At 56.8% G+C, this 335-nt stretch carries 1 protein-coding gene; it reads left to right on the top strand.

Going from position 1 to position 335, the window contains the following annotated elements; all coding sequences use genetic code 11:
* Positions 1–180 (top strand): hypothetical protein (locus FWJ25_RS20635; protein ID WP_149601867.1); only part of this gene is annotated, 180 nt, incomplete at its 5' end.
* Positions 181–335: the final 155 nt, after the last annotated feature.

Below are 335 nucleotides of genomic sequence, written 5' to 3'. Positions count from 1 at the left end.
AGCAAGTTCTTCGAGACGTTCGCGGCTCCGTTCACCAAGAGAGGTCTGCTGACATCGGCCCTGCTGCTGGGCGGCGGCTCACTTCTGGCCTACGTCAGCGCGTCGGCGTCACCGGACCTCCTGCCGATCAAGAAGGGACCTCAGGAGCCGCCGCAKCCGGGCCCGCGCGGCAAGATCTAAGCTCAGCTACTCCATTTGCATGGTCTAGTAGTAGCTTGCTTTGTACTGCTAGCGCCGGTCGATCCGTCGCAATCGTCATGGATCATCTCTCTATCTTGTTGTTACGCTGTTCATAATTTGGTATATTCGCCATGCTGCTATTGTGTMCTCTTTGG

Source organism: Marinobacter salinexigens (assembly GCF_008370345.1).
In the GTDB taxonomy this organism is placed as follows: Bacteria; Pseudomonadota; Gammaproteobacteria; order Pseudomonadales; family Oleiphilaceae; genus Marinobacter; species Marinobacter salinexigens.
The sequence above is the reverse complement of the archived record's forward strand: the minus strand, read 5'-3'. Positions and strand labels throughout refer to the sequence as shown.